Raw genomic sequence first — 21562 nt, 5'->3', positions numbered from 1 at the left:
TCCCCATTTTAAAAATGGCTCTGTTTAAACAATCAGGATTTCTGCGAGTTCACCTACAAAGGAATTCGACCGAATTTGGAAAAAAATAACAGTGTCGAATTTTAAAAAACGACGATCTTTCGTGGATTTTTTGTCAGAACGGAAGGAAGGGGCATTCCTTCGCCACCGAGGGAGCGGACCGATTTACCGTTGATTCGAAGAGAAACTCCTCGAATCGGTAGATTCTCCATCAAACTATATGTGAGCTGGTCGATTCGATCCTTGAGAATTTCCGGACCCGCGTCTCGTTCTAAATCTGCGCTGAGAGAAATTTTTAGGATTCCGTCTTCGATTTTGTAATCGGAATCATACGCGAGACGAGAAGGAATCGAGTTGAGAATTCCTTTCTCTTTTTCCGCAAGGACGGGGCCTGCAATCAGGGAATTTAAGATCAGCTTCACGCGGTCCCCACCTTTGGAAAGACGAAGAACCTTCACCAGCCTCGAATGACTTTTACTTCCCTTTCCATAAAACTTGAGAAAGTAGAGGGCCAGTTCTCCTTTTTCGGTTGGGAGAACGGTTGTGGATTCTTTGCCCTGCGATTCTGAAATTTGAGGGTCCATCACAGGCACGAGATTCTCCTCGTTTAGGTCTTCTTCGACGGTGTTTGTATTTTCGGAAGACGAGGTCTGTACGTCTCCGTTTTGTAGGAGTTCTCCGAGGATTTCGTCTTCGGCTTGATCCATCATCTCTTTGTGATTGAGATTTCCACGATTGGAATTTTGGGATTCCGGATTCATCTTGCCGATGTTTCGAAAACCTTGAAAGCCGGTTCCCGAAAGAGAAAATCCGGAGCCGGTGCTTTTATCCAAAAGCACTAACGTAAAGATAATCCCTGTAAGAATGAAGATGAGATTTTTTCTTTTTTCAGAATCCGGCACTCTATCATTTTCGGAAAGAATTCGGATTCTATTCAGCCAAAATCAGAGGAGTTTTGCGAGATCGGAAAGGTTTTTGAGTTCCATCTCGAAGTCCGGAATTTCTCCCGGATTGGCGTGTCCGTAGGTGCAAAAAGCAAAAGGACAACCGTTTTGGCGAGCCGCTTCGTGGTCGGAAAGCCTGTCTCCGATCATAAGAATTTTCTCCGCTTCGAATCCGTAGAGTTTAACGTATTCTTTTAGAATTCCACCTTTGGTTTTGATCCTTTCGTTGTCGATGACTACGATCGGATCAAAGAAGGGAAGAGCTCCGGCTACATCCAGGATGGTTTCTACGTACTGCCTTCTTCCGTTGGACGCGGCTAAAATTCGAAAACCCTTCCGGGAAAGAGATTCGATCGTCTCTTTCACCTGAGGATAAAATTCTCCTTCTCCGTTTCGGATCCTCTGACAGAGAAAACGGAGGACGCTGTCCGAAATCGAGTCTCTTTGTTCTTCTTGAAGTTGGGGAAGAAGATTGAGGAAAATGGTTTTGACCGGCTTTCCGATCTCGTCCATAATTCTTTCTCGCGAAGGCAATTCTATGGGAATCCCCGAACTTTTGGAAAAATGTTCGATCGAATCCTTATAGACTTCGAGAATGATCTCCTCGGAGGAAAACAAGGTTCCGTCTACGTCGAAGGCGAGGGCCTGCAGAGAATCGCTGGAAAAAGAAGACATTTCTGAGGACACTTTCTGAAAACCGATCCTTTTGGCATTTTCTTTTTCCCTTTGCTTGATTTTCCCCGGACGCGGAGAAAATAGGAAGTATCTCCTCCATGAAAACCTCGGACCTCGGTCAAACTGGCGCTTCTTCTTCGAAAACGATTTTGCAAAATCGTGCGGAACTCTTTTCATCCTTTGTCTGGACCGATTATAAGGCGCAACTGCAGAATCGGGTCCAAGGTGAAAAATTGGAGCGTTACTTCGAGCTGAGTTCGAGCGAAAGAATCGGATTACAAGAGACGATTCGACTGAACGTTTCCGCGACCCCATATTACATTTCTCTTACGGACCCGAACGATCCGGAAGATCCGATTCGAAAGATGATTCTTCCGAGAGAAGCAGAATCGATTTTTTCTCCGGAAGAATCAAACGATCCTCTTCACGAAGAAAGACTTTCACCGGTGAGAGGTTTGACTCATATGTATCCGGACCGGGTACTTCTTTTTACCAATCACGAATGTTCGGTTTATTGCAGACATTGTATGAGAGGAAGAAAGGTTTCCGATTCCAAGGAGAGAATGACGACTGAAAACTTGGAATCGTGTTTTGAATACATAGAATCCCATCCTGAAATTAGGGACGTTGTTTTGTCCGGAGGAGATCCCCTGAACTTGAGCGATTCCAAGATCGATTGGATTTTGGAACGACTCGAAAGAATCGAACACGTAAAAATCTGCAGGTTAGGGACAAGAAATCCCGTGACACTGCCGTTTCGAATCACATACGAACTTTGTAATATAATAGATTCTCATAATAACGATCGATTGTCCGTCTTCTGCAACACGCAATTCAATCACGCCAAGGAATGTACTCCCGAAGCGAAAGAAGCGGTTCTAAAACTTCTCAAAGCCGGTGTGAGCGTCGGGAATCAGTGTGTGCTCCTAAAAGGGATCAACGATTCCGGAGAAACTATGTTAGAACTTCATAAAAAACTGTTGGAGTTACGAATCCGAGCGTATTATATGTACGATCCCGAATTGATTCCTGGTTCCAGAGGTTTTAGAACCCCCCTTGCGAAAGGAATCGAGATTGTAGGTTATCTTCGCGGAAAGATCGCCGGAATGGGAATCCCTCAATTTGTGAACGACCTACCTGGGGGAGGAGGAAAGATTACCCTGACTCCGGATTGGTATCTCGGTTATTACAAACCGGAGAGGACGCACGTCTTTCGATCCGCGTTACGCGGGACGTATCACTTGAGTCCGGAACCTCCCGATTCCACAATGGAAGAACAATATCCTGAAATCTCCCTCGAAACCTGGGAAAGAATTTTTCCAGGAAGTTTCGGCGCGAAAGAAAAACATTCGTATGAATGAGAAAATTCCGACCGTCCTTGCATATGCCGATCTTCACGAGTTTACGGGAGAATTTCCGGATTCTTACAAACAAGAATGGGAATCTTCCGCTTCCGTTGAGAGAATTCTTGAATTGTTAAACGAACTCGGAGAAACTACCGAACTCGTGGTTACTCCGAAAGATCTATTAGAAAAATTGAATTTATACTCATCGATTCCTTTTTCTAAACGGCCGGTGATCTTTCATTTGATGGAAGGGTTTCGTTCCAGAAATCGGGAAGCTTTGATTCCTGCGTCCGCCGAACTTTTCGGATTTCCACATACAGGTTCGGACGCCTTCGCCCAAAACGTTTCTTTGGATAAGAATCTAACGAAACTATTTGCCAAATCCTTGGGAATTCCCGTCCCAAATGGATTCTCCTTATCCTATGAAGATCGAAAGAATTTCGTTTTGCCGAAAGAGGTCCCGTATCCTTGTTTTTTGAAACCTTCCGGAGAAGGTTCAAGCCTCGGAATCGGAGAGGAGAGCCTGGTTTTGAACGAAGACGAACTCTTTACTCGTTTAAAGGATTTACCCGAGGAATACTTCCCTTACTTAGTGGAAGAATACTTAAAAGGTTCTGAATATACGATTTCCGTAATGGGATCTCCCGGTTATGGGTATCGTGTCAGCGGCGCGGGGAGATTGGTTTTGCGGGAGGATCTGAAAGTGGAAGACGTTTACGGAGAAAAAACGAAGTCGAAGGATAGGATGCCGGAGGCCTTGGTTTTTGATTGTCCGGAGAAAACGGAGTCGTTCCTCCAGGAGCAAAGCGTGCTGATTTGTAAATCTTTAGCCACTTCCGGTCCTGCACGTTTGGATTGGAAATGTAACGGGGAAGAAAAACCGTTTCTTTTGGAAGTCAATCTGACGCCCGGTCTGTCTCCGTTTTATTCCACTTTTCCGATTTGTTATCGTCAGGGCTTAGGGGACGAAAAAACCTTGTTTTCAGAGATTCTCAAGATCGCGAGATTGGAATCGGAATCTCCTCGGTTTTTATATTCCAAGTTCAAGACGACTCATTCCAGTCTCACGAAATCGTAGAAAAAGAATTTATGCAGACGTTTCATTCTTCTCAAACTTCCGTTTCTTTTCGAACTTCCCTGGAAGAATCGGTTCGTAAACATCCTGTTTTAACTTCTAATTTTTGGTTGGAATCCAAGGAAAGAAGAATGGAAAAGGAAGACCTTCTTCTTTGGTTGCGTCAGGAATATTTTGTGAGCGTGGATTTCGTAAACTGGTTTCTGAACACGGCGGCGATCAGCGAAAGTCTGGAAGCGAAGATTGTTCTCGTTCAAAATATCTGGGAAGAGTTGGGCGAAGGAACGGCGGCCGATTCTCATGTTTCGATTCTTAGGAAATTTCTTTCCGATATGGGAGAGGTGGTTTTTGAATCACACTGTCTTCCTGAAACCAAAGCCTATCTCGATTTAATGAGAAGAATAACGACTACGGATTTTTATTCGGCACTCGGCGCACTCGGCCCTGCCAACGAGTATTTGCTTAAATTAGAATATTCAAGAATGTTTATGTCTTACCGAGAGTTGAAAGGTCGATCGTCACTTCCGGAGGGGAAATTCTTCCAAGTCAACTTGGATGCGGACGAATCTCACGCGGAAAAACTTTTTCGTTTGATCGAATCCGTCGCAGATACTGAGGAAAAGAAGAATAGGGTGATGGAAGGAAATCGCCTGGCACTGGATGCGAGGCTCGTTTTTTACGAAGGGTTATCTGCTTTTCAAAGTCTTTAAGAGGTTCATTCCGATCATTCCAAAAATCGGTATCAGAGGAAGATAGAGAAGGGGCGCGATCCATCGAAATCCTCTGAGAGAATGGCTGAGTTTTCGGACCGCAAAAAAACCGGGGTAACGCCTTCCGTCTGCGATCATCTGAACGTTTCCTTCTGCAACTTGAATGTTTAGGTTCGGATGAATTTCTCTGAGTTCTTTTTCGGAAAATTCTCGGAATGATTGAAAACGGATCTTAGGGTTGAGGTTATACGATTGGAGCTTCTGGGCTAAATCCTTGCAGAAATTGCAATCCCCATCGTATAAAAAGACAAGTGCGTTCATGTGATTTCCCTTCTTGGTCCATTCTAAAAAATGAATGCGTTTTGTCGTAGTTCCGACTTTCACCGTGCAAGTTTCTCGGCCCCACCCTGACCTTGGGTGGAGGGGTGCGGTGGCGGGAAAACCTCCCTGAAATTTTCCCTTAACAGAGGAACCCACTTTTTGCAAGTTGGATTCTTCTTGTCGTAGTTCCGACTTTCACCGTGCAAGTTTCTCGGCCCCACCCTGACCTTGGGTGGAGGGGTGCGGTGGCGGGAAAACCTCCCGGCGATTTTCCCTTAACAGAAGAACCCACTTTTTGCAAGTTGGATTCTTCTCGTAGGAACTCCTACAAATCATCCATTTTAACATTTACAAAGTTCGTTTGTTCGGCAAGTAGACATCGGAGAAATTCGCCGACTACTTCGGATTGTTAGACGGTGCTTCCAAATCCTGAGGAAGATTTTTTAGAAAATTACAAATCGGTTGAATGTGTTCTTCCAAAACTCCGATCCAAAAATAAATCCAGATTCCTTCTTTTTGCATTCCGTCGCAGACCTTCATATACCACTTGGAGATGGAATTTTCCTTTCGTGCTCTCCAAAAAAGGACCGGAAATCTTTGAACCATTTGATCCCAGATATCCCTTCCCACTCCTTCTCCTCTTGCGATTTCGTCTACCGCGAACTTGGAAAGAAAAAAACCGTAAGGAGTCTTTTTTACCAGAGCACATCCCTTGTATTCGGATTCGAGAAGAATCCCTGCAAATTCCTGTTCCCAAAAATTCGGCTTCAAAGGTCTCTGAAATGCTCTTTCAATCAGGTGATTGATCTTTTCTTTCGGAACCGAATTGAGATCGGAAATAAAATCGATTCGATTCTTTTTTCGGATGAGAGTTCCGCTTCCTTTGATCGTGAATAATTCTTTCAAAATAGAAGAGGCGGACGTGATCGCGATCCCGAATTCGGGATCCATTACGTTTTTATAAAGTTCATTGCAGGCGTGAAAAAGGACTGAATCGATTGGGTCGGGTTCGATCGTGGAATCGACGTCGTAGATCGAAATTTTTTCTCCACCCGAATAAATTCCACCACGAGGATTCAAGTAGATGAGTTTTTTTGTCTTTAGAGAAGAACAAAGGTTGTTTAAGAATTCGAAAAGAGCCTTCCCTCTTTCTTCCGCGATGAATACGGGAAGTTTTTTTTCCGTCAGAGCTAACGCAACCGAACTTTCTATCTGATTGAAATGACGAAAGAGTTTTCCAGGTAGAGTCGAGTCCGCTTCCTCTTTGGATTGGTTTCTGTAAAAAAGATTTGTGTATGAAATTCCGTCCTTATCCAATACCACAACCGGATAGAGTTCCAATTTGTGAAGAAGTTTGAGGTTGTAGAGAAGCGCTTCCGCAGATTCCATCAAAGTTCCCGAGTCTGCATAGATTACGGCGAACTTTTCTGGTTCGATGGAACGAAAGAGTTTTAAAAATTGGAATGAATCCTTCGTGTTCTCAGTGACTTCTAAGAGTTTAAGAAGAATTTCCTGGTGTTTCATTCCAAATCGATTGGATTATTTGCCCAGAGTGTAGGCAACTAATTTTCCCTTAAGCTTCCCGATTGTAAGCGATTGTTCCTTGTCTTTCTTCAACTTCAGAAAACCCAAAAGGGACGTATCTCCGCAAACAAGCGCAAGCACATTCCCCGAGAAATGGTCCTTGAGTCGTTTTCCCCAGGCCAAATAGATTTCCTTTGCTTCTTCCTTGGTCCCAAGACGAACCCCGTAAGGTGGATTCGTAACGATATATCCGTTTTGAATTCCTTTTTCATTCTCCGAAACCGTTGCATCGGCAGTGAAAAACTCGATGAGATGATCGACGCCGGCGTTTTTCGCGTTTAACTTCGCGAGATTCAAAGCTTTTTCGTCCGCGTCCGAAGCGAATATCAGGGTTTTTGAAACCTTTCCCGCTGCTTCCTTGAGATTGGGTTCTCCAAAAAGTTTTTTAAACGGAAGGGAAGAATCCAAACTCCTGTAATTCGTATATCCGCCGTATAAAAGTTTCAAGGCCGCCTCGATCACGATCGTTCCCGAACCGCAGAATGGATCGTATAACACGGATTTGGTGTCCCAGCCCGAATATCGAACCAAAGCGGAGGCGAGAATTTCGCGAATCGGGGCTTCTCCACCGATTCTTCCATGACCTCTTTGTTGTAAAGGTCTCGTATTTAGACCGAGGGAAAGTTTTGCGTGATCGGAATGAGAGCGAAGATAGAATAAAAAATCGGGTTCGTCTCTGGAAACTTGCGGAGTATCCTTCCCCTTGGAACGGAAACGATCGAACATCGCGTCCTTGAGTTTGTAAGTCGCATAACGTGAATCTTTTAAGGAATCTTTCGTGGTGGAATCGATTCGGAAAGATTGTTCGGATGAGATGATTTTTTCAAAAGGAAATTGAAGCGCCTGATTATAAAGGTCTTCGGGACTATCGACTCTCCAATAACGTAAAGAAATGCTGATACCGGATGCGATTCCAGTGGTAAGAATAAAATCCTTTAACGCCTTCGCCGATCCCTGAAAGAAAACGCCTCCTCGATTTTCGGCGACCACCGTGAGTCCCGCTTCCAGGATTTCCTCTCGAAGTAAACCGGAAAGTCCGTCCGGACAAGAAGCGTGATATTCGAATGTGTCCGGTCTGGAAAAATCCCATTCCGTTTTGGATGGGATTTCTTTTTCTCTGGAACGGTCCGTAAAAGAAGATCTTCCCTCGGGTTTACGAACTTTTAACCTCAGGGATTTTTTGGGAGCAGGACCTCTAAAATTCGTCACTCGATTTGTTGCGCCAGATAGTTTTCAACGCCGATTTGACGAATGATTTCCTGTTGTGCTTCGATCCAATCGACGTGTTCTTCTTCCGAAACGAGAATTTTCTCAAAAAGTTCGCGGGTTCCGTTATCGTTGTTTTTCACCGCGATCGCAATCCCTCTGTTAAATCTTTCGACGGCCGCGTATTCCAGTTCCAGGTCCGCTTTGAGGATTTCCTGAATATTGTTTCCGACGTTGATCTTCATGTATCTCTGAAGATCGGGAACTCCGTCCAGATAAAGAATTCGATCGATGACTTCGTCGGCGTGTTTCATCTCGTCAATCGATTCGTGTTTCATAAAGTCTGCGAGTTTTTTGAAACCCCAATTCTTGTTCATCTTTGCGTGAATAAAATATTGATTGATAGCTGTGAGTTCGGCGGCAAGAACTTCGCCAAGAATTTCGAGAACTTCTTTGTTTCCTTTCATCTTTTTTCCCCTTCCATCCTTTCAGTATAAAAATCATTCTTAAATTTGCAAGGATAGTTTATAAAGTCTTCTGAAAAGTCGCTCGCCTCGTTTTGATTTATTTTTTTTGATTTTCAATCTCACAATTTTCAAAAAGATAGACCAAGTGTCTTCATCCGCTTTCATCATCGATTCACAACTCAGTCGCTTCGGTAAAACTGAACTTGATTATCATTCTCTTTCGTATCAAACCGCGATTCAACTTCTCAAAAGAAATTCTGATTTTGAACCTCAATTTCTTATCTTTGCGGCGATGGCTCCGGAACGTTATACAGGAGAGATTTTTCTTCCCGCAAGAATCAAAGAAAGTTTAGGCCTGAAGAATCTTTTCGTCATCCGCACGGAGACCGCATCCTCGAGTGGAGCGAGTGCGTTGCATACCGCGACCTATCTTCTGAGATCCGGTTCGTTTCAAAGAGGAATTGTGATCGCAACCGAAGTGATGAGCCGTCTTGAAAGAGAAGCAAACAATCTACTCTTGGGAAGTGTTTTGTCCGAGCGCCAAAGGGGATTTGCCATGTCCATGGCCCAGGGTGGGGGAATGATCGCGACTCGGTATCTCTACGAACACGGATACGATCGGAAGGATCTCTTTACACTTTCCAAAAAACTCCACGACAATGGACTTCAGAACCAAAACGCGCATATTCGAAAGAATATTACGGAAGAAGAATATTTTAAATCACCCCTTTTTACGAGTCCGCTCTGTTTGTATGATATTTCTCCTCTTTCGGATGGCAGTTGCGCTTTGCTCCTGAGCTCTGAAAAAACGAATTCTTCCAAGGAATTGAAGATCGCCGGTATGGGACACGGAATCGGAAACCTTTCTTCTCCTCCGGGAGACTTGAGTTTTCCTTCGAGTGTTTCTGCATTCGCCGGCGCCTACAAAGAAGCCTGCCTAAAACCGGAAGACATACATATCGCCGAACTTCACGATGCGTTTACTCCATTCGAGTTGATCGGAGCCGAGGACGCCGGACTTTTTCCTCGAGGAAAAGCGCTACGTTATGTGAAAGAGGGAAAGACCCATCCGGACGGACAACTTCCGATCAACGCTTCCGGAGGTTTGAAAACGAGAGGACATCCGGTCGGCGTTTCCGGTTTGGCTCAGATTGCGGAACTTCAAACCTGGATGTATAAGGAGGAACGTTTTCAAAACGGACTCGCTCTTTCCATCGGAGGATTGGGAGTGAACAACTTTGCAACGATTCTTTCCAAAGGATAAGAATGGAATTTTAACGTGAATGAAAAAATACTTTTGATTCAAACGGCGTTTCTCGGCGACCTAATCTTAACGACCGCATTCTTTCGAGAAGTAAAACGCAAGTATCCGAATTCTCATCTCACCGTTGTCGTCAACAAAGGCACGGACGGTGTTTTGGAAGCGAATCCTCATATCGATCGCCTGATTCCTCTGGATAAGAAAGAATTTAAAAAATCTCTTTGGAAATTTATTTCGTTTCTTTGGAACTTAAGAAAAGAAGAATATACCCTTTGCCTCCTTCCCCATTTTTCCTTTCGGTCCACATTGATGGGTTTTGCGAGCGGAGCGAAAGTAAGAATCGGATATGAAAGCGCCGGTTTTTCTTTCCTCTTAACAAAACGGATTCCGCGACCTTTGCGGGGAAAACACGAGGTGGAAAAATTATTCTCCTTAATCTACGATGAAAAGGAATACGCAAATCTTTCCAAACGACCGGAGTTGTTTTGGAAGGAAGAATCGATTTTTCGTGTGCGTGTATTGATGAAGGAGAACGGACTTGAACCGGGAAACTTTATTCTTCTGGCTCCGAGTTCGGTCTGGGAAACAAAGCGGATGCCGGCTCCCCAGTTTCGTGCGTTAGGTGAACGACTTTTCAAAGAATCAGGAAAGAAAATCGTTCTCATCGGATCCAAAGGGGATTTCGAACTCTGCGAGGAAGTCGGTTCCGGTTTCGGAATCAATCTCGCAGGAAAGACGAATCTTCAGGAACTTTCGTTTCTGGTTTCCAAAGCCTCCCTGATGGTCAGCAACGATTCTTCTCCGATTCATTTTGCCTCGGCCTTTAATATTCCTACGTTAGCCGTCTTTGGAGCGACCGTTCCGGATTTCGGTTATACTCCTTTGGCGGATCGTTCTTTTGTTTCCGGTATTTCCGGGCTTTCTTGTCGTCCCTGTGGAATTCACGGCGGAAGAGTTTGTCCGGAAGGACATTTTCGTTGTATGAGAGAACAGGATCCCGACAAATTATTTTCAATCGCAGTCCAATTAGAAAAGGGAATCCAACCATGACACATTCAATCTATCGGGAAAGAATCAAGGAAGTTCAAAAAAAACTCAAAGAAGGCGAGGTTCTGATCGTCTTTGCGGCTTCTCATTCCATCAGAAATCGGGATGTGGAGTATAAGTTTCGTCAGGATTCCGATTATTTCTATCTGACCGGCTTGGACGAAGCGGACGGAATTCTTATATTAAAGAATTCTTATAAATCGATCTTTATGCTTCCGAAGGATAAAGAAAAAGAAATTTGGACAGGTATTCGGATCGGAAAAGAAAATGCGAAGTCGCTCCTGGCTCTCGACGAGTCATTCGATACGAACGAATGGGAATCGAAGTTAGACGAAATTCTCGTCAATCAGCATACGCTCTATCATTTTTTCGGAAGGAACTTGGTTCGGGATTCTAAACTGATCCAGTGGATCTATTCCCTCAATCAACGTTCGAGAGAAGGGAAGTTCGGCCCGAGAAGAATCGAATCTCCCGATTTTTTACACTGGATGAGAATGTTCAAAACACCCGCGGAAATTTCAGCGCTACAAGAATCCGCAAGAATCACCGCGCTCGGTCACGAACGTCTGATGAAAGAATCCAAACCGGGAATGTTCGAATACGAACTGGAAGCCATCTTAGAATCCGAATATCTCAAACAAGGAGCTTGGGGAGGAGGATACGGACATATCGTAGCAACGGGTAGAAACGCGACGATCCTTCACTATACGTCTAACAACTGTCAGTTGAAAGAAGGCGAGCTCGTTTTAGTCGACAGCGGCGCTGAAAAAGGATATTACACAGCGGATGTTACGCGTAACTTTCCGGTCGGCAAAAAATTCTCACCCGAACAAAAGGCTGTCTACGAAGTCGTTCTCAAGGCTCAGAAGGAAGCGGTTTTACATACGAGAGAAGGTGTGGAATTTGTCGCGATTCATAATCAAGCGGTAAAAACTCTTATCGAAGGGTTGAAAGATTTGGGAATACTGCAAGGTTCTTTAGATTCCATTTTGGAACAAGGGACATTCAAAAAATATTATATGCATCGGACGAGTCATTATTTGGGTATGGATGTTCACGACGTTGGGACGTATTATCAAAGCGGGTCGTCGAAGAAGCTGGAAAACGGTCAGGTAATCACGATCGAACCCGGATTGTATTTTGATCCGGAAGATCCTGAAATTCCGGAACGTTTTCGCGGGATCGGCATCCGAATCGAGGACGACGTTTTGGTCGACGGTCAGAGTTCACGGAATTTGACGGAGATGATTCCGAAAGAAATCTCCGAAATAGAAGCCCTCAAACGTTAAACCGAAGTGGTTCAGGATATATCCAGGCCATCTCCGTTTTGATTGAGGAATTGTTTTATAAAAAGAAATTCTTCATTCCTAAAAAAGCCAATTTTTCCTTGTCTTAACCGTTAGAAGAACGTTCGTTGTATTGTTTTTCAATACACAAAGAAAGTTCTGAATTCGGAACCAAATAAGAACTAAGGAAGAGTTGTTTTTATGTTTTTAAACAAACATGTCCTCGATCCGGATTCTATAGAGAAGCGCCTTTCCTTTTCTTATCCTTGTTTCGTCCAAAACCGGTATGTGCAAAAAAAGTATGTTCCCTTTTTGATTCTTACTCTTTTGGTAAGTCTCATCCTCTTTCCTTTTTCGGTTTTTCCGGAAGCGATTCAAAAAATTTCATCCTTTGATACGATCACGAGTTTGGACTCCGGTTCCCAACATCATTGGGAGATTACGACTTCACCGCTGGATCCAGTTTCTTTTTCTAAATCCTATCTCGAAGGTAAGAAGAATTCCACTCCATTCGAAATCTATAATGCTCCCGGCGTTCATAAATTAAAAGATGAATCCGTTCAGACGGTTTATATCGTAAAAAAATTCATCGCTCCGAAAGAATGGAATGCGCCGAGCCTTTCCGTTCGTCTGGGGACAATCAATGATAAGGACAGGACATACCTCAACGGAACTCTGATCGGAGCCACGGGAGATTTCGACGAAAAATATCCGCAAGCTTACGATAAGATTCGTGTCTATTCGATTTCCAACGATCTGATCCGAAAGGGTGAAAAGAATATTATAGTGATTCAGGTGAAAAAGTTCTTTGATCGAGAAGTGGGAATCGAGCAGGATCGAACCGAAATCGGGGATACATCCTTAATTCTGAAAGACCTTCTTCGTGCGGAGTATATTAAAACATTCTTATTGATGATTTATCTGACCGTGGGTGGATATTTTCTTTTTTTATACGTCAGACGTCGTTCGGACCAGGAGAACTTATATTACGGTCTTTTTACGATTCTTTTCTTTCTTTATCAATTTTTAAGAAATCAGATCAAATACGACCTTGGAATCGAATTCATTTATATGAAGAAAGTGGAATATTTGATTCTCACCATATTGATTCCGATGTTTTCCAATTTTGTTCGCGTCTATTTTAAGTATTCTCGCAATCTGTTCTTGAACGTCTTAGACGGAAGTTACGCAACCTTTGCCGTGTTCTATCTTTTTTCCAATAACGTAATTCACTACAATCTCCTCAACAAACACGTGGTTCAATACGGCTGGATTCTTTACGTAGGTCTGATTTCGTATTATCTCGTCCGGAGAATCGCGCAGAAGGATCGGGACGCACTTTTTATTCTTTTCGGCGTTTTGGTCGTTGTGGTAGCGGGTGTTTTGGATACACTCGGAGCTCGCAATGTGATCGTTTTTCCGAGGGTCGTCGGATACGCGTTTCTATTTTTTATTTTGAGCATCGCAACGATTCTTGCAAATAAGTTTGTACGTTTGAACGAGGAAGTGGAAGAATTAAACGAAGACCTTGAAAAAAAAGTCGAACAAAGAACCGAAGAGCTCAAACTGTCTTTAGAGCAAGTCAATCGTCTGAAAATACAACAGGATGCGGATTACTTTCTTACTTCTCTTTTGATCAATCCTCTTTCATCCAATAAAAATACGAGCGAGGTCGTTAAGACCGAGTTTTATACAAAGCAGAAAAAATCCTTCGAATTCAAGGGGAAAACCTACGAGATCGGAGGAGATATTTTGATTTCGGGTAACGTGGAACTCAGTGGAAAACGTTATGTGGTCTTCGTGAACGGGGATGCGATGGGAAAATCCATCCAGGGAGCCGGCGGAGCTTTGGTTATGGGAACCGTTTTTAATACGATCCTGACTCGATCCGGGATCAGTTCTCAGAAAGATAAGTCTCCGGAACGTTGGTTGAAAGAGGCGTTTTTAGAACTTCAGAAAATTTTTGAATCCTTCGACGGTTCCATGTATATCTCGATCGTATTGGGATTAGTGGAAGAATCCTCCGGGTTGTTGTATTATATCAATGCGGAACATCCATGGACGGTTTTATACAGGGATGGAATCGCTTCTTACATAGAGGATGAACTCACACTTCGAAAAATCGGAATCCCCGAAAATGAAGAACACCTCACGATCAAGACGTTCCGGATGTTGCCAGGTGATACGATCGTAATCGGATCCGACGGACGAGACGACCTTTTGATCGGTAAAGCGGAAGATCGGATCATCAACGAAGATCAAGATCAGTTTTTAAGAAGGGTAGAGGAGGGATACGGAGACCTAAGGGAAGTATATGAAAAAATTCTAAAGTTCGGAACTCTTGTGGATGACTTTACTCTTCTGAAAATCACCTTTCATCCGAAGACAGAACTACCTTCTAATTCCAACCTGCCGACGGCGTCTTTTCAGGAAACCTTGGATCGAGGTAGGAATCTACTCGAAAATAATAGAATCGAAGAAGGGTTAGACACGTTTGAAAAGGCGCTTGAGCTGTATCCGAAAAACGAAACGATTCTAAAATTGCTTGGGAGATTCTATCTTAAAGAAAAAGATTATGCGAAGTCGATCGGATACTGGGAAACACTTCTGGATCAAAATGCGGATTCGAGCGATTATTTATATCACGCATCTCTTTGTTATAAAATGTTGAAGTTTTACCAAAAAGCGGCGGATCTTGGGGAAAGGGCCTTTTTGCAAGATCCATCGTTTCTTAGGAATTTAATCAATCTCGCCGATATATACAGAATATTGAATATTCTTCCTCGCGCGAATGAATTGATCGAAAGGGCTTTGCTGATCGATCCGAAAAATGGAAAAGCTCTTCAGTTGAAAAATTCGCTCGGAACCGCGTGATCGTATTTATTCTCGCGATTCGAAGCGAAGGCACCGAGTTAAAATCCGCGATTCGATTTCTCGCGGAAGTTGGGTGTTCAATGGAGAGGAATTCTAATTTTCCTCAAGATAGATCCGAATCGCCTCTTTTAAGACGGAAAGTCCGATGGAAAGAGAATCCTCGTCGATATCGAATTTAGAACTGTGATGCGGATGAATGAGTCCTTTGGATTCGTTCATCGATCCTATAAAAAAATAACAGCCGGGAACTTTCATGAGGAAGGCGGAAAAGTCCTCTCCTCCCATCGACTTCGTGTGTTCTTCCGTTATGCTGTTCTCTCCGAGAATGTTAAGCGAAGCCTTACGAACGATATTCGCCATAAAAGGATCGTTGATCGTCGGGTGATTGGTTCTCTCGTAGTGGATGGAAACCTTGGCTCCGAGCGCGGACGAGATTCCGTTGACAACACGTTCTAACTTTTCGGGAACTTCTTCAAACATCTTCTTGGAATATGTTCTAACAGTCCCTTTGAGTTCTGCGGTTTCCGGAATCACGTTAAACGCGTTTCCAGCGTGAAAACTTCCAACCGTAACGACGCAAGAATCCAACGGATCCGTGTTTCGAGAAACAATCGTTTGAAGAGCCGTCACGATCTGAGCTCCTACGACGATCGGGTCTACAGTATGTTGCGGCATCGCTCCGTGTCCGCTGATTCCCGTGATCGTAATCGTAAATTCGTCCACGGCGGCCATCATCGGACCGTCGACGACGCCGACCTTTCCCACTGGGATATGATTCCAGACGTGAAGCGCGAGCGCCGCATCTACGTTATAATTTTCTAATATTCCTTCATCGATCATCTTGTCAGCGCCTTGTCCGCCTTCCTCGGCGGGTTGAAAGACGAGAAGAACTCTTCCTTTGGGAAGAATCGAACGAATGTCCTCTTTGATATCGGAGGCGAGTCCCATAAGAATGGAAGTATGTGCGTCGTGACCGCAGGCGTGCATAACCCCGTCGTGAACGGATTTGTATTCCGCTTTGGATTCCTCAAAGATTGGGAGCGCGTCCATGTCCGCTCGGACGAGAAGCGTTTTTCCCGGTTTACCGGAATCGACTAACGCGACCACTCCGGTCTTTGCGATCTTATCCTGAAAGGAAAGTCCGAGAGACTTGAGATGATCGATCACAAATCCGGCGGTTTGATTTTCCTCGTAACGGAGCTCGGGATGTTTGTGGATCTGTCTTCTGTAACGAATGAGTTCTTGGGTTCGGCTGTCGGTCACTGTGAGTTTCATACTTCTTCGACCATTCTACAGCGTAGAATCGTTTTCGGAAAGAATTTTAGATCACTCGGGAATACTCAGACAATTCTCTTTTCCAGACTTGGGTTCCGCAGTAGTGGTCGCCTTCCGGACAATAGGGTTTTACTTCGCCTTGAAGTCGAATCCAACAAGGGGCCTTGATCCACTTTGCGATCTCGGGATGCACTTTCATGACGTCCGTGAGTTCGTCCACGGATGCTTGGAAGATTTCTTCTTGGGCGTTGTAACAAGTTCTGGATCTCCATTTGTGATGGAGGTTGAGAAGATCTCCGCTTTCGTAAAAACGGATCGGGAATGCGTTCGGCAAAAGATAGGTCGCGTATTCGGGAGAACCGCCCGCGTCTAAGAATCGGTTTACCTTTTCGAAAATTTGATTCATATCGGAATCGTATTTTTCTTTGAGCTGTGGATATTTTTGAACCACAAAAGGAGTGATGTAGTCGGGAGTTCCCGCATACTGGGACATGAGGACCGGTCTTCCGCCGGGAACCATTCTGTGTCTCTGATCTTGACTGTCTGCGGTGTGCGAGATTCTTTTTTGAAAAGAATACTGAACGTTAAAGAGGGCCCTCGTGATCGGACTCAGGGAACTTTCGTTCAGAGTGGAAGTTAAGTGTTTATTCTTTGAAGGATTTAAAACGAGATCGATTGCGTCTTGATCTCCGAGAGAAGATTTAGGAATTCCTAATATAGATCGAACCGATTGTGCAAGAATTTCAGGTCCATTGGAAGAATGGGATACAAGTTTCGAATACCTTCCTCCGAGTTCGGAGTCATATTCTTTTATAAATGCTTTTGCGGCTTCCGGATGAAATTCTCTCTTTGCGGTGCCGAACATAGAATCAAAAAAACGATACTCGGTCGTTTCTTCGAGAGGAAGGGGATCGTCCATTTCGTCCGCGTAGAGAGGATCCACCGCACGGACTTGGTTGACCATTTCGGTGACGACGGCTCTTTGTTCTTCGGGAACGTCGTAAGAATTCATCAATCGATAGTAACGATGAAGCGTAAGTCCGTTGATGGAATGATAGAGATACGTAAAAGTCCCGAGAGGTAGCAGATAACGTGCCACTTCGAGACATTTTTTCTTGATCGGTCCCTGCCATTTGTCCGGATAGTTGGCGCGTGCTTTGTAGATATTGAAATATTCTTCCTGGATAAAAGGATGAAGAATTTCGTTATAAGAAAAATAAGCCTGGCTTGCAAAGTCGACTGCGTCGAGGTAGAGTTCTAAAAGTTTTCCACTGAGTCCTGGAGGAACGTAGTAATTCTCCTTTTTGACTTCTACATATCTTTGAGATACTTGTTCCGAGTTATAAAATGGATGAGAGTGTAAGAAGGACCAGACGAATTGTCGGGAGACTTTGTCGAGAGTGAAGATAAATTGAGGATGTTGTCTTGTGGTCAAGTGACCGGCTTTTTTGGTAGACTTTGCGACACGATCTCGGATCTCGATCGATTTTTCCGAAGAAACCATATCGGAAGGGAGAAGAATTCCTTTAGAAGAATAGCAGGTTCTTGCAGTAGCGATCGCAAGATTGAATGGGTCCTTACTGTGATCAAGTAGTGAAACGATTGGTTTTTGGGTTAGCATCGAAACTCCGGACGGGACTTGGGATCCCCGGTAGAACAATCCTGAGGGGAGAAACCTGACCGGAAACTCTTTTTTTGGACATAATTCGCGATCCATAGAGAGCGAATTAGCCAAAAGGCCGCGGAGCGTAGCCGTTGGCTCTTTGTAAAACACAAAGACCGCGATCCATAGAGAGCGAATTAGCCAAAAGGCCGCGGAGCGTAGCCGTTGGCTCTTTGTAACACACAAAGACCGCGATCCATAGAGAGCGAGGTTTGTCGGAGTTCCGACAAAACTGGGAAGAGACGGATTCTTCTTGTTAAAAGTGATTTTCTGTGATAGAGGAATTCTGCCCGATTTTTTCCCGCGAGCCCACCACCTCCACCCAATCAGGGTGGGGGCGCGCACTTTTCACGGAAGAGCCGTCGTAGTTCCGACAAAACCCTTTTTCTAAGAAGCCTTCCTCATTTTTTCTTCTTTGTCTTTTTCGACTTTGTCGGACGAGATTTGGATTCCGTTTCGGAATCTTCTTCTTCAGTTATAATTTCAGTAGCTTCCGCCTGAGAATGCATCCACTCGTTGTTGTCCTCTCCAAAACTCGCGTTGGCTCCGAAGGTCTGTTTTTCTAAAAGCCTTCTCTTCGCCGATTTTTTCTTCTCTTGAGATTCGTAAACGTTCAACAGATATTCCATCACGATCGGAAGAAGAACACGAGAGAAAACGGTCGCGACGATGACCCCGAAGATAACGACGGTTGCCAGAGGTCTCTGAACTTCGGCGCCGGCCATCGTCGAAATCGCCATCGGAATAAACCCAACCGCCGCGATGACCTCGGTTGTCATAACGGGACGAAGAGAATGGATTCCCGCGAGATAAACCGCATCCGCAATCGAAGCTCCCTTTTCCAATTCTTCACGTAGAGTCGAAGCGTAGACGACCCCGTTTAAAACGGCGATCCCGCTCACGGCGATAAAGCCGACCCCCGCAGGAATACTGAACGGAAGACCTCTCAAAACAAGACCGATGATCCCGCCGGAAACGGCGAGCGGAACGACGATAAAGACGCCTAACGCGTAGTAGATGCTCCCGAACGCGGCCATCAACATAAAGAAAATAATTGCAAGCGCGATCGGAACGACCATTGCGAGTCTTTCTTTTGCACGAGTGAAGTTCTCGAACTGACCACCCCAATCCGTTCTATAACCGGGAGGAAGATTTTTTTCGATCTCTTCGGTGACTTTCTGCGCTTCGTTTACGAAACCTACGAGGTCTCTTCCTCGAATGTTCGTTTCCACCATAATTCTTCTCTTCAAAGATTCTCTATAGATCGCGGCCGGACCTTCCACAAGTCTGATTTCTGCAACTTGAGCGAGAGGAACCGTGGAACCCGAAGAAGTAAAGACCGGAATATTCTCCACCTGCTCCAAATCGGTCGCGTCGATTTTCAAACGAACCACAAGATCAAAACGTTTAAAACCCTCGAATACCTTTCCGGTGTTTCTTCCCAAACGAAGCGCTTCCACGGTCGCGAGAATTTCATCGGCTTGTACACCGTAACGCGCCATGTTCTCTCGATCCACTTTGATCTCGACAAGAGGAAGACCCAAAACTCTCTGCACTCTTAAGTCGGCGACACCTTTGACACCTTTTAATTTTTCCGCGAACTGGCCGGCGATGTCCTTGAGTTTGACTAAGTCATCTCCGTAGATCTTGATCACGACGTCCGCTTTAGAACCGGAAAGAAGAGCGTTCACACGGTTCTCGATCGGTTGAGACAAACTCACAGTACTCGAAGGGATGTATTTTAGAATTTCATCCTTCATCTTTGTCATGAGTTCTTCTCTGTCGTCTGCGCTCACCCATTCCTTGCGGGGTTTGAGTTTTACCATCGCCTCGCCTTCGTCCGTTCCAATCGGCTCTGCTGCCGATTCACCTCGACCCATCTTCGAAACGACGCTGATCACTTCCGGAAATTTTTTGAGAACGGCTTCCATGTCCGTGTTCGTATCTCTCGAATAGTTGAGAGAAGTGGAAGGAAGACGTTTGATATCGACTGCAATTTCCCCTTCGTCGATTCTTGGTAAGAATTCGGAACCAAGAGTCGAACCCAGAAGAAGAGAAAAGACGACCACACCGACGCCCGAGTATAGGAATTCCTTCTTTCGAGACATTCCAAAATCCAAAAGCTCTTTGTATTTTTCCGTTATGATGTCCCAATACTTGCTGTGATGAAAAACGGGCTCTTTAAAAAGAATACTCGCGGCCGCAGGAAACGTTGTCAGTGAGAATAAGAGGGCGGCTCCGAGGGCGAGAGCGACCGTGATCGCCATCGGCTTGAACATTCTTCCTTCCACACCTTCCAAACTCATCAGAGGAAGATAGACGAGCATGATGATCGCGACTGAAAATGTGGCGGCCCGACCGACTCGAACACAGGCGTCCGTGATGATCTCCTCCGCGGCGAGTTCTCTGTCTTCGAGTTTTGTCTGCATCTCATAGAAGGATCGTTTTAAAATAAACCCATGAAGAATGGATTCTAACATCACGATCGTTCCGTCCACGAGAAGACCGAAGTCCAAGGCTCCCAACGACATGAGGTTTCCCACGATTCCAAAAGCGTTCATAAAAATAGTCGCGACGAGCATCGGAATCGGAATCGCCAAAGCGACGAGTAACGCGCCCTTTACGGTTCCAAGCGCGATGATCAAAACGATGATAACGAGTACTGCGGCTTCCGCCAAATTCGTAAAGATGGTGCCTAACGTTCTTCCGATAAATTCGGAACGATCGTAAAAAGTTTCGATTCTCATTCCGGGAGGAAGTCTTTCTCGGATCTCTTCGATTCTTACCTTTACTTTCTTAACGACCTCGAGAGAATTCTGACCCATGAGCATCATCGCGGTCGCGCCAACAACTTCACCTTTCGCATCCTTCGTCACGAGACCGAAACGAAGAGCCGGACCGATTTCGATCTCCGCAATCTGACCGAGCAAGAGAGGTATTCCGTCCCCTGCCGTGGTTACGGCCGTGTTTCGTAAGTCCTCGATGGATTTGTACTGACTTTCTCCTCGAATCACGATCTGTTCCGCGCCCTTGGATATATAACCGCCCCCGATGTTCTGGTTGGCGGATTCTAACTTATCGTAGATTTGCGAAAGGGTGAGGTTGTGAACCGCGAGCCTTCTCGGATCGATCTTCACTTGATACTGACGAACCTGACCACCGATGATGTTCACGTCGATCACACCTTCGACCGACTTCACTTCTCTTGCGAGTTCCCATTCCATATATGTTCTGAGTTCTTCGGGAGAATGTCGATCCGATGTTAATACGAACTCGTAAATATCACCAAGACCCGTTGCGATCGGAGAGAGCTCCGGTCTTCCGTATCCGGGAGGAATGATGGCTTCCGCTTGTTTGATTCTTTCGTTTACGAGTTGTCTCGCAAAGTAGATATCGGTTCCGTCCTTGAAGATGACCGTAACCGAGCTCACACCGGTTCTGGAAATGGACCGAATCTCCGTGACGTTCGGAAGACCGGTAAATTCCATCTCGATCGGATATGTGATGAACTGTTCCACTTCGAGAGGGGAAAGCCCCGGCGAAGCGGTGACCGCGGAAACTTGAACGTTCGTTACGTCCGGGATCGCGTCGATGGAAAGATGATATGCGTTGTAGATCCCAACGAGTGTGATCATAAAGGTGAGAACCAATACCAAGGCTCTGTTCTTAATGGAGGCGCGGATCAGTTTATCAATCATGTGTGTTGAAGAACTCTCAAAAAGACGTTATGGACAGAAAACCCCCTCAAGGTCAGAGTTGAAAGGTTTTTTTAGAAAGAATCTTTCGGAAGAACGGAGTTTGGAGCGAATT

General features: G+C 44.9%; 16 protein-coding genes. 7 read left to right on the top strand and 9 right to left on the bottom strand.

The annotated features are described in order from the left end of the window. Window positions 1–101: 101 nt before the first annotated feature. On the bottom strand, window positions 102–920 hold the full coding sequence (locus DLM75_RS13435; RefSeq protein ID WP_118969006.1) for a GerMN domain-containing protein: 819 nt from the start codon (window positions 918–920) through the stop codon (window positions 102–104). A gap of 42 nt (window positions 921–962) precedes the next feature. Next, the gene (locus DLM75_RS13430) at window positions 963–1637 is read right to left on the bottom strand and encodes an HAD family hydrolase (RefSeq protein WP_118969005.1); all 675 of its coding nucleotides are present in this window, start codon (window positions 1635–1637) and stop codon (window positions 963–965) included. A 98-nt stretch (window positions 1638–1735) separates the two neighbouring features. Here DLM75_RS13430 and DLM75_RS13425 point away from each other — a divergent pair, with 98 nt between their 5' ends. The 3 genes from DLM75_RS13425 to DLM75_RS13415 are packed head-to-tail and all read left to right on the top strand — an operon-like array spanning window position 1736 to window position 4768. After that, window positions 1736–2998, top strand: coding sequence for a KamA family radical SAM protein (locus DLM75_RS13425; protein ID WP_118969004.1), 1263 nt, complete (start codon window positions 1736–1738; stop codon window positions 2996–2998). Then, the gene (locus DLM75_RS13420) at window positions 2991–4061 is read left to right on the top strand and encodes a D-alanine--D-alanine ligase family protein (protein WP_118969003.1); all 1071 of its coding nucleotides are present in this window, start codon (window positions 2991–2993) and stop codon (window positions 4059–4061) included. The genes DLM75_RS13425 and DLM75_RS13420 overlap by 8 nt, the downstream gene beginning before the upstream one ends. Window positions 4062–4072: 11 nt before the next feature. Continuing rightward, window positions 4073–4768, top strand: coding sequence for an iron-containing redox enzyme family protein (locus DLM75_RS13415; RefSeq protein WP_118969002.1), 696 nt, complete (start codon window positions 4073–4075; stop codon window positions 4766–4768). Here the strand turns inward: DLM75_RS13415 and DLM75_RS13410 are convergent. The 4 genes from DLM75_RS13410 to bfr form a co-directional block, all read right to left on the bottom strand. Then, window positions 4745–5089 (bottom strand): DCC1-like thiol-disulfide oxidoreductase family protein, encoded by a 345-nt coding sequence (locus DLM75_RS13410; RefSeq protein ID WP_118969182.1) that lies wholly within the window; start codon window positions 5087–5089, stop codon window positions 4745–4747. The genes DLM75_RS13415 and DLM75_RS13410 overlap by 24 nt on opposite strands. Window positions 5090–5485: 396 nt before the next feature. Further along, on the bottom strand, window positions 5486–6613 hold the full coding sequence (locus DLM75_RS13405) for an acetylglutamate kinase (protein WP_118969001.1): 1128 nt from the start codon (window positions 6611–6613) through the stop codon (window positions 5486–5488). Between the two features lie 15 nt (window positions 6614–6628). Further along, window positions 6629–7882, bottom strand: a complete 1254-nt coding sequence (locus DLM75_RS13400; RefSeq protein ID WP_118969000.1) for a THUMP domain-containing class I SAM-dependent RNA methyltransferase — start codon at window positions 7880–7882, stop codon at window positions 6629–6631. Next, window positions 7879–8346: a bacterioferritin gene (gene bfr, locus DLM75_RS13395; RefSeq protein WP_118968999.1), complete on the bottom strand. Its 468-nt coding sequence runs from the start codon at window positions 8344–8346 to the stop codon at window positions 7879–7881. Before bfr ends, DLM75_RS13400 begins: the two co-directional genes overlap by 4 nt. Window positions 8347–8452: 106 nt before the next feature. Here bfr and DLM75_RS13390 point away from each other — a divergent pair, with 106 nt between their 5' ends. From DLM75_RS13390 to DLM75_RS13375, 4 genes are all read left to right on the top strand, one after another. Then, window positions 8453–9610, top strand: a complete 1158-nt coding sequence (locus tag DLM75_RS13390; protein WP_118968998.1) for a thiolase family protein — start codon at window positions 8453–8455, stop codon at window positions 9608–9610. Window positions 9611–9625: 15 nt separating this feature from the next. Continuing rightward, window positions 9626–10657, top strand: coding sequence for a glycosyltransferase family 9 protein (locus tag DLM75_RS13385; RefSeq protein WP_118968997.1), 1032 nt, complete (start codon window positions 9626–9628; stop codon window positions 10655–10657). Continuing rightward, window positions 10654–11943, top strand: a complete 1290-nt coding sequence (locus tag DLM75_RS13380; RefSeq protein ID WP_118968996.1) for an aminopeptidase P N-terminal domain-containing protein — start codon at window positions 10654–10656, stop codon at window positions 11941–11943. The genes DLM75_RS13385 and DLM75_RS13380 overlap by 4 nt, the downstream gene beginning before the upstream one ends. Before the next feature lie 198 nt (window positions 11944–12141). After that, on the top strand, window positions 12142–14814 hold the full coding sequence (locus DLM75_RS13375; RefSeq protein WP_118968995.1) for a SpoIIE family protein phosphatase: 2673 nt from the start codon (window positions 12142–12144) through the stop codon (window positions 14812–14814). A gap of 93 nt (window positions 14815–14907) precedes the next feature. Here DLM75_RS13375 and DLM75_RS13370 read toward each other — a convergent pair whose 3' ends face one another. The 3 genes from DLM75_RS13370 to DLM75_RS13360 all read right to left on the bottom strand — a co-directional run bounded on the left by DLM75_RS13370 (window position 14908) and on the right by DLM75_RS13360 (window position 21450). After that, the gene (locus DLM75_RS13370) at window positions 14908–16089 is read right to left on the bottom strand and encodes a M20 metallopeptidase family protein (RefSeq protein ID WP_118968994.1); all 1182 of its coding nucleotides are present in this window, start codon (window positions 16087–16089) and stop codon (window positions 14908–14910) included. Window positions 16090–16135: 46 nt separating this feature from the next. After that, window positions 16136–17710 carry an FAD-dependent thymidylate synthase gene (locus DLM75_RS13365; protein ID WP_118968993.1) on the bottom strand — a complete coding sequence of 525 codons (1575 nt, stop codon included), beginning with the start codon at window positions 17708–17710 and terminating at the stop codon, window positions 16136–16138. Between the two features lie 443 nt (window positions 17711–18153). Further along, the gene (locus DLM75_RS13360; RefSeq protein ID WP_118968992.1) at window positions 18154–21450 is read right to left on the bottom strand and encodes an efflux RND transporter permease subunit; all 3297 of its coding nucleotides are present in this window, start codon (window positions 21448–21450) and stop codon (window positions 18154–18156) included. Window positions 21451–21562 lie beyond the last annotated feature (112 nt).

Source organism: Leptospira stimsonii (assembly GCF_003545885.1).
GTDB classification, from domain to species: domain Bacteria; phylum Spirochaetota; class Leptospiria; order Leptospirales; family Leptospiraceae; genus Leptospira; species Leptospira stimsonii.
Note: the sequence above shows the minus strand (reverse complement) of the source record. Positions and strands in the feature narration are given on the sequence as shown.

Coding starts and splice junctions, on each gene's coding strand:
- DLM75_RS13430 (WP_118969005.1), bottom strand. CDS start 1,637: ATGTCTTCTTTTTCCAGCGATTCTCTGCAGGCCCTCGCCTTCGACGTA.
- DLM75_RS13425 (WP_118969004.1), top strand. CDS start 1,736: ATGAAAACCTCGGACCTCGGTCAAACTGGCGCTTCTTCTTCGAAAACG.
- DLM75_RS13420 (WP_118969003.1), top strand. CDS start 2,991: ATGAATGAGAAAATTCCGACCGTCCTTGCATATGCCGATCTTCACGAG.
- DLM75_RS13415 (WP_118969002.1), top strand. CDS start 4,073: ATGCAGACGTTTCATTCTTCTCAAACTTCCGTTTCTTTTCGAACTTCC.
- DLM75_RS13410 (WP_118969182.1), bottom strand. CDS start 5,089: ATGAACGCACTTGTCTTTTTATACGATGGGGATTGCAATTTCTGCAAG.
- DLM75_RS13405 (WP_118969001.1), bottom strand. CDS start 6,613: ATGAAACACCAGGAAATTCTTCTTAAACTCTTAGAAGTCACTGAGAAC.
- bfr (WP_118968999.1), bottom strand. CDS start 8,346: ATGAAAGGAAACAAAGAAGTTCTCGAAATTCTTGGCGAAGTTCTTGCC.
- DLM75_RS13380 (WP_118968996.1), top strand. CDS start 10,654: ATGACACATTCAATCTATCGGGAAAGAATCAAGGAAGTTCAAAAAAAA.
- DLM75_RS13375 (WP_118968995.1), top strand. CDS start 12,142: ATGTTTTTAAACAAACATGTCCTCGATCCGGATTCTATAGAGAAGCGC.
- DLM75_RS13370 (WP_118968994.1), bottom strand. CDS start 16,089: ATGAAACTCACAGTGACCGACAGCCGAACCCAAGAACTCATTCGTTAC.
- DLM75_RS13365 (WP_118968993.1), bottom strand. CDS start 17,710: ATGCTAACCCAAAAACCAATCGTTTCACTACTTGATCACAGTAAGGAC.
- DLM75_RS13360 (WP_118968992.1), bottom strand. CDS start 21,450: ATGATTGATAAACTGATCCGCGCCTCCATTAAGAACAGAGCCTTGGTA.